Genomic DNA, 7,831 nt, shown 5'->3' on the forward strand with positions numbered 1-7,831 from the left:
CCGCACCGGCCCGAGAACCCCCGGCCCGCCGCACCGCGCGAGCGGTGATCAGGGAGCGATCTCGAACTCGGGCGGCTCCAGGCCCTTCAGGCATGCGGTCTTCGGCGCCTCCGGATTCTCGAAGAAGGAGACGGCGATCTCTTGAGCGCACTTCGACGTGGCGATCACCACGTGCGGCTGGTAGGGGATCGTGACGACCTTGGCCTTGCTCAGCGTGCGGGCGACGTACGGCCCGTTGTCCGCCCCGGTCTGGGAGTCGAAACTGCCCGAGAGGGCGAGCGTGGGGATGTCGCCGCGCGTGACGTCACGGATCGAGGGCGCCGCAGCGGGGACGTTCCAGACATCGCAGTCCGGGCGGAGGAAGGCGAGCTGCGGGGCCTGGGCCTGTACCGAGCGGGGGAACGACGGGAAGGCTTCCTGTCCGCCCTTGAGTGCCTGCTCCTGGCCCTCGTACGGTGTCCACTCGCTGCAGAAGACGCCGTAGACGAGTCCGTGCGCAACCCGGCCGATGGCCGCCGGGCTGAGCTTGCCGCCGGCCCACTGCCGGGCGATCCGTTGTGGCTTGCCGTGGGCCAGTTCGTCGAGGCCGGCCGGCACCTGGGGGGCCACGTGGGTGGCGGAGGTCATCCAGTTCACCAGGGCTCCGCCGTCCAGCACGACCTTCACCGGCTTGTCGTTGCCGGGGAGCGTGACGGCGGTGGTGACCGGCTTGGCTTTCGAGGTCGCTGACGAGCTTGTCGAAGGTGGCCGACAGGTTCGGGTATCGCTTGTTGCACGCCGGCTGGTCCGCGCAGGCCTTGAACAGGCCGTCGATGCCCTGGCGGGCGCTGCTCCATGTCGCCGCCGACCCGGCCTTGGAGGGCGGCAGTATGCCGTCGATGCCCACCGAGCGGAGCCCCTCGGGGTGCAGGCGCATGGAGACCAGCGCCAGCTGGGTTCCGTAGGAGATGCCGTACAGGTTCCACTGCTTGATACCCAGCGTGGCGCGCAGGTCCTCGTAGTCGGCGGCGCTCTCGGTGTCGTTGTAGGCGCCGAGGTCGAGCCCGCGGCCCGCCAGTTGGTCGCGGCAGGCCTTCGTGGCCTTCACGTGCAGGCGTTCGGTCGACGGAGCGTCGTAGACGAGGCCGACCGCGCGTGCGTTGAATTCGTCGATGTTGGGGCAGAGGGCCGTCGGGTCGGCCGAGTACGTACCACGCTGGGACATGAGGATCACGTCACGGTCGCGGTTCAGGCCGCCGCCGATCGCCATCTTCGCCTCGACCACGGCGTCGTCCCCGGGTCCGCCCGCGAGCCAGACGATGGGGTCGGGTTTCGGTGTGCGGGCCGCGGCGGGCACGATCGCGACACCGAGTTTGATCGTTTTGCTGCTTGGTTAGGCGCGGTTCTCGGGCACGGTGAGTGTCCCGCAGCGGGCTCCTTCGAGCTCTTCCACCGGTTCCGGTGTCTTCGGGCAGGGGCCCGGCTCGTAGCGGGCGTCGCCCACCGTCCGGGCGACGGTGCCGATCGGCGCTCCGGTGCCGTCGTCGGCGTGTGACTGAGCGGGCGCGGCGAGCAGGCCGGTGACGAGGAGACCGGTCGCCATGCCGGCCGACACGGCCAGGGGCCGTCGTGCGGCGCGGCGGCGACAGTGCGCTTGATGGCGTCTCATCTGCCCTCCCGGCTAGGCTACTTCGGGATGATCGTGAACGGTTCGGGCTCGAGACCGTCCACGCAACTGGTGTCGGGCGCGGTCGGGCGAGCGAGGAACGAGGCCAGCACGCTTTGCGCGCAAGGCGACTGCGGGACCACCCAGTGGCCGATTCCGGGGACCTGAATCGCAGTCGAGCGGGACAGGTTGCGTGCGACGCCCTTCGCCCAACTCGCCCCGGTCTTCACGTCGAACGTGCCGGAGACGACGAGCGCCGGTACGGAGCTGACCGTGGCCACCCGCTGGACGGAGGCTCGGTCCGGAACGTCCCAGATCCCGCATGCCGGGTACTGGAAGGGAAGTTGCGGCACCTGGGCCAGGACCGTGTCCGGCCACCCGGGGTATGCCTTGCGCCCCGCCTTCAGCACGTCGGACTCCGAGTACCCCGGCGCCCACTCACTGCACGCCACCGAGTTCGTCAGCCCGTGGGCGAACTCGCCGACCTTCTGGACCGAGCCGGCCGCACGAGCCTTCGCGAAGCGCTCCGGATTCCCGTTGGCGAGTTCCTCGAGCGCCGCCGGGATGTCCTTGGGCCGGGGGGTGAAGGCGACGATCAGGTTCAGCAGTGCGCCCCCGTCGAGGACGACCTTGACCGGCTTTCCTCCGCTCGGCGGCACGACGTTCAGCGTCAGCGGCTGTGCCTCCAGCTTGCGCACCTGCTGCGTCAGCGTGCGGGAGAGGTTCGGATACCGGTCCTTGCAGGCTGGCTGCGCCGCGCACGCCTCGAAGATGTTGCGGATCCCCTCGGCGGTGCTGCCCCATGTCCACGGCAGGGTCACGAACTGGGAAGGAGCGACCGAGTCGAACGCCACCGCGCGGATTCCCTCGGGGTGCAGGCGCAGGTACGTGAGACCCAGGTTGCTGCCGTAGGAGTACCCGTAGACGTTCCACTGAGGGATGTCCAACGCCTTGCGCAGGTCGGCGAAGTCGGCGGTCTCCGTCGTGTTGTAGGCGCTCAGGTCAATGCCGTCGGCCGTCAGGCGGCCCCGGCACTCCTTCACCGCTTTCAGGAAGAGCTGCTCTGCCTGCTGTGCGTCGTAGCCCAGGCCGACTGCTCGCGCGTTGAACCCGTCGATCTCCGGGCAGGCGAGGTTCGGCTGGTCGTAGAGGTTGCCGCGCTGGGCCATGACGATCAGTTCGCGGTCCTTGTTCAGGCCGGAGTCGACGAGGAACGGAATGTCGTCGAACGTGTCGGCACCGGGGCCGCCCGCCATGAACACCACGGGGTCCTGTGCGGGCTTCGCCCGGGTGACGGCCGGGATGACGGCCACGGCCAGCTTGATGGTCCGGCCGTCGGGGCGGGAGCGGTTCTCGGGGACCTCGAGGAGACCGCACCGCGCGTCGCTCAGCGCTTCGATGGGCTCGGGCGGCTTCGGACAGGGGCCGGGCACGAACCGGGACGAGCTCGCCGGGCTGGGCGTGGCGGGTGCCGACGCGGCGCTGCCGGGAGGAGGCCCGAATGCCGCCAGACAGACCAGAGCCGCCCCGGCGGCCACCGCGGGGATGCTGCGCTTTGGCATGGGGTCTCGTTCCTCTGCCGACATCGGCGGCGGCCCTACCGGCCAGGCCGCAACGGTTTGCACGGAACGCGCCTTCCGCGCCGGCTCCACCGTCGTCCGGAGCTCCCTCAACCAACTCGACGCCTCGGCTGATGTCGACTGATCGACCTGCTACAGAAAAGCGCAGGTCAGCGCACCCGCCCCCGCGCCTTCAGCGGCACGGGCGGGAGTTGCGGAGCGGGAATCGGGGCGCCGTCGTAGCCTTTGACCTCGCCGTAGCGGGTGCCGTTCGTCCAGTCCTCGCGGAACTGGACGATCTCCTCGTTGGAGCGTCCGATCCAGTTCCAGAACATCTCGCGGCGCAACAACGTTTTCGCAGGTCAAGTGGGCCTCGGATCGCTGACGGTCAGCAAACCGTCAGCATCGGCATCCGAGGAGTCCCAGCCACATGGCAGCCAAGGCACTCGCCCGAGGGATGGGCACCTACTACAAGGACTGCGAGCACCCCGCCTCCCGTTGGCCAAGGTGCCCGCACTTCTACAAAGTCCGCTACAGGGACTCCGGCGGCAATCAGGTCGAGGAGTCGGGGTTCCTGGACAAGGACGCTGCCATCGACCGACTGACCAGTGTCTACAAAGCGAAGAAGGCAGCCCCGGCGCAGCAGGCGAAGAGCGAGCGCATCGAGAAGTACGGGGAGATGCGGTTCCGGGAGTACACCATCGAGTGGAAGGCCAGCCAGCGTCACCTCGCGGAGGCCTCGCTCAGCCACCTGGACTCGCTCCTCCAACACCACATCTTCCCCGCGCTCGGAACCCGCCGGATGAGCACGTTCGACCACAAGGTGGTGGACGGCTTCATCCGGACAATGGAGCGCAACGGCGTGGGCCTGGCGGCGCAGTCGAACGCGTACGACAAGCTGAAGTCGATCCTCCTCGACGCGCATCGTCTGGGGCTCTTCGACGACAACCCTCTCCTGGGCGTGAAGGCACCCCAGTACGACCCCAAGCGCGCCGTCATCCCCTCCCCCGCCCAGCTTCAAGCCCTGCGCGGGGCCGGCGATGACACCTTCCGGCTCATAGTCGACCTCATGAGCGGCTGCGGCCTACGCAATGGTGAAGCTGCGGCCGTCAACGTCAACAACATCGTGGCCGACGACGTCTACCGCGTCACCGAGCAGGTCAACCAGACGACCAAGAAGTACGGCCGCCTCAAGCACCGCAAGCCCGGCGAGTACCGCGATGTTCCGCTTCCCCAACGGACGAAGAACGCGATCGAGTGGTACGCCGACCGGTACGGCACCACCGACGGCTATCTGTTGCGCCACCCGCAGGACCCCAACCGCCCCTTCCAGCCTTACCTCCTCCAGAACCAGTGGCAGCGACTCAAGAGGCGAGGCGAACTCGACATACCCGATGGCATGGTGATCTACAGCCTCCGCCACTTCTTCGCCTCGAACTGCCTCCGGCAAAACATCCCCATCACCGACGTCGCCGAATGGATGGGGCACAACAACATCGACATCACCTTCAGGATCTACCGGCACCTGATGCCCGGCTCGATCGGCGCAGCCGCCAAGCTCCTCGAGATCGGGCTGGCCGCGTAGCGCGCACATCGCCACCGCAAGCTCTCGGCCCCTCTTAGACAATCCGGGGGGCCGAGACCTCTGCCGACAGCTACGTCCGGTCCAGCCCACGTTGTGGGGGACCACGACTGCCCCTCCGTACATAGCCGACGATCCCCGGTCAGCCAAACCGGAGATTTTCCACACCATGGAACTCACAACGTCCTGGCCAACGGAAGGGTCACCATGCCGGCTCAGTTCATGACCGCGAAGGAACTTGCAGAACACCTCAACATGTCGCTGGCCTGGGTCTACCGAGAAGCCGCGCGCTCGGGCCTGACGCCCTACAAGTTCGGTCTGGGCCGCAACGCGAAGATCCAGTTCAAGGTGTCCGAGGTCCAGACATGGATCGGGCAGCACAGGTCGGACAGTGCCGCGTAATCAGACTGGCCGCTGAAGGCACACCTGCGCAACGAAGGAAGCACCACAAGTTGACAACGAGGAACCTGGCTCGCGGGATGGGAACGTTCTTCAAGTCATGCGATCACACACGAACCAGATGGTCGAAGTGTCCACATGACTACAAGATCCGGTTCCGAGGCCCGTCTGGGCGCCAGATTCAGGAATCTGGATTCGAAACCCAGGAGAAGGCCATTGGAAGGCTCACCGAGGTTTACAACACAAAGAGGAGGAAACCCGGCGGTCAGGCCAAAGCCGAGCGAATCGAAAAATTCGGAAACATGCAGTTTGGAGAGTACGCTGCCGAGTGGCGAGCAGGACAGCGTCATTTGGCTGCGTCCTCAGCCAGGCAGCTCGACTCTTTGCTGGAGAATCACCTTCTGCCACCCCTTCGAAGCCGGCGCATGAATAGCTTCGACCATAAGGTCGTCGAAGACTTCGTACGCAATATGGAGACTGCCGCGGTTGGTGTAGCCACTCAATCGAACGCCTTCGATAAGCTCGCCTCCATCCTGCTTGACGCCTATCGCCTGGGCATCTTCGACGAGAACCCTCTACACGGCGTGAAGCCTCCGCAGTACACACCGAACCGCAGCATCATCCCAACTCCTGGTCAGCTGGCAGCGATACGTTCGAGTGGTGACGACACCTTCAAGCTGCTCGTCGCCCTGATGAGTGGCTGCGGGATGCGCAACGGCGAAGCCGCCGCGGTCAACATCCGCAACATCGTGGCCGACGACGTCTACCGGGTCACGGAACAGGTCAACCAGACCACAAAGACGTACGGCCCTCTCAAACATCGAAAGCCCGGCGAGTACCGAGATGTTCCACTCCCTCCGCGCATCAAAGATGTCATCGAGTGGTATGCAGGCATACACGGCACGACCGATGGCTACCTGCTGCGCCACCCTCAGGACTCCCAACGACCCTTCCAACCGTACCTCCTGCAAAACCAATGGCAGCGACTCAAGAAGGAGCAGAAACTCGATATACCCGAAGGCGTGGTCATCTACAGCCTCCGCCACTTCTTCGCCTCTAATTGCCTGAGCCACGGCATTCCCGTCACGGACGTCGCCGAATGGATGGGGCACAGGAGCATCGACATCACGTTCAAGATCTACCGGCACCTTATGCCGGGGATGCTCGGGCAAGCAGCCAAGGCTCTGGACCTCGGTCTGGCGGCCTAGATCTCGGCATCCCAGGGAGACCAACGCTTTGCAACAGAACGGCTGCGAGCAAGCTCTCGCGTACTACCAGCCGCATGCCAACCGCGCCGGCACGGCCTGCAGCTGTTCGGCCAGGGTAGCGGCGCCGAGCATTGCTAGGGCCCACAGGACACTGATCTGCCGGCCGGAGGTCCAGATGCCCGTAGTCGGCGGCAGGAACGGGATGATCGGAATGCCCAAGGCCGCAAACGGTGCCGCATCCAGATACTTCATGCCGCCAGTCCCACAGAGATACACGTCGGCGCCGACGCTGGCGGTGAGGTCGGCAGGCCGCTGGGAACGGCCGGGCCGAGCGGATAGATTGGGCGTTGACTCCGGCAGGCGGTCGACCCAGAAACGCCATCGTGTCACTTTCGATTGCTCCGACGTGTCGGAGGTCATGCTCTCCGCGACTCATCCTGCGGTGTCCAGCACCTTCGAGAGGTGGACCCCCCATGTGGCCCATCTTTCCAGCTGTCTCCGGCCGATGAGCTTGATGTCCTGGGATCGAGCGAACGTCTCTGCTGGTGCGGAGAAGTACCCGTTGGTGACTACGGCCACGACGTCGGCGTTGTGGATCTGCCGCGCCGTACCGTTCAGCCTCTGAAGGACGGGGGACCCCACAGAGGCGTTCGCCTGGGTGTGCTTGCACTGAATGACGACGGTGCGTCCTTCTGGGGCCACGGCTATGACGTCGGCGCCCAGATCGCCAGGACCCCCGCGACCCTGCTTGATCACGTATCCATCGCGGAGTGCGAGTGAGGCAACGGTTCGCTCGAACTGAGAGTGGTGCATGGCCTGGATCTGCTTCATCGTGAGGGAATTCGGACCCTGCCGGTATCTGAGCAGGTCCGCTTCCTGCAGAGCGAGGTCGTGGGAGCGATCACGGTCACGTTCCAGTGCCCCGTCGACCCGGATCGACGCGTCGATGTAGGTGTCCCAGAGAGCGAAGATCTCTTCGACGAGTGGTCGATCGTCTGGGCTCGACGTGCTGAATCGCTCGCGGATCCTCTCGATGTCGCCATACTCTGCTCTCATCGCGTGCAGGACCCTTTCGGACTCCTCGCATGCTGCTACAGCCGGCTTGATCTCCTTGCGGAGGGCTTTGATCGTGTCGTAGGCGATATCGTCGACGTCCTCATCCACCGGCGTAGTGGACCAGGTATCGGCTTCCCACCGCTGCTCCGCCTGCTCCAGCTCAGTTTGTACTCGGCTTCGGTGATCTTCGAGGTCCTCGTGCAGTTTCAGCCTCGATCCACCGTGTAACGGCCGGGCTGTGGACGGGGAAACGGGGTAACTGTTTAGGGGTTTCCGCTGGTTGTGGGCAGCATCCATGGCCGTCCGGCGAAGAGGTCGCGTAGGGCGGTGAGGGGGTTGATGCCGTGTTTGCGGACGGTGGAGATGTAGGAGCGGATCCGGG

8 protein-coding genes and 2 pseudogenes are annotated in these 7,831 nt (G+C 65.6%); 3 read left to right on the forward strand and 7 right to left on the reverse strand.

What is annotated here, in order from left to right; translation table 11 throughout:
- Positions 1-48: 48 nt before the first annotated feature.
- The 5 genes and pseudogenes from OTB19_RS43430 to OTB19_RS30080 form a co-directional block, all read right to left on the reverse strand.
- Entirely contained in the window at positions 49-666 is a 618-nt protein-coding gene (locus tag OTB19_RS43430; protein ID WP_324290552.1) for an alpha/beta hydrolase, read from the reverse strand.
- Between the two features lie 226 nt (positions 667-892).
- Positions 893-1,249: pseudogene (locus OTB19_RS43435) on the reverse strand (alpha/beta fold hydrolase); the annotation flags it as partial.
- 123 nt (positions 1,250-1,372) lie between these two features.
- Entirely contained in the window at positions 1,373-1,648 is a 276-nt protein-coding gene (locus OTB19_RS30070) for a hypothetical protein (protein ID WP_267801743.1), read from the reverse strand.
- Between the two features lie 17 nt (positions 1,649-1,665).
- Positions 1,666-3,207 (reverse strand): alpha/beta fold hydrolase, encoded by a 1,542-nt coding sequence (locus OTB19_RS30075; protein ID WP_267801744.1) that lies wholly within the window; start codon positions 3,205-3,207, stop codon positions 1,666-1,668.
- A 167-nt stretch (positions 3,208-3,374) separates the two neighbouring features.
- Positions 3,375-3,539 (reverse strand): annotated as a pseudogene (locus tag OTB19_RS30080) (pirin); the annotation flags it as partial.
- 95 nt (positions 3,540-3,634) lie between these two features.
- Here OTB19_RS30080 and OTB19_RS30085 point away from each other — a divergent pair.
- The 3 genes from OTB19_RS30085 to OTB19_RS30095 all read left to right on the forward strand — a co-directional run bounded on the left by OTB19_RS30085 (position 3,635) and on the right by OTB19_RS30095 (position 6,393).
- Positions 3,635-4,789 (forward strand): tyrosine-type recombinase/integrase, encoded by a 1,155-nt coding sequence (locus OTB19_RS30085; protein WP_267801746.1) that lies wholly within the window; start codon positions 3,635-3,637, stop codon positions 4,787-4,789.
- 204 nt (positions 4,790-4,993) lie between these two features.
- A complete protein-coding gene (locus OTB19_RS30090) occupies positions 4,994-5,188 on the forward strand; it encodes a helix-turn-helix domain-containing protein (protein ID WP_267801747.1) in 195 nt (64 codons plus the stop codon).
- Between the two features lie 422 nt (positions 5,189-5,610).
- Positions 5,611-6,393, forward strand: a complete 783-nt coding sequence (locus OTB19_RS30095; RefSeq protein WP_267801748.1) for a tyrosine-type recombinase/integrase — start codon at positions 5,611-5,613, stop codon at positions 6,391-6,393.
- A gap of 63 nt (positions 6,394-6,456) precedes the next feature.
- Here the strand turns inward: OTB19_RS30095 and OTB19_RS30100 are convergent, their stop codons facing one another.
- The gene (locus tag OTB19_RS30100) at positions 6,457-6,813 is read right to left on the reverse strand and encodes a hypothetical protein (RefSeq protein WP_267801750.1); all 357 of its coding nucleotides are present in this window, start codon (positions 6,811-6,813) and stop codon (positions 6,457-6,459) included.
- Between the two features lie 12 nt (positions 6,814-6,825).
- Positions 6,826-7,557, reverse strand: coding sequence for a restriction endonuclease (locus OTB19_RS30105; RefSeq protein WP_267801752.1), 732 nt, complete (start codon positions 7,555-7,557; stop codon positions 6,826-6,828).
- Positions 7,558-7,831: the final 274 nt, after the last annotated feature.

Origin of the sequence: Streptomyces sp. H27-H5 (assembly GCF_026627505.1) — a bacterium.
Taxonomy (GTDB): domain Bacteria; phylum Actinomycetota; class Actinomycetes; order Streptomycetales; family Streptomycetaceae; genus Streptomyces.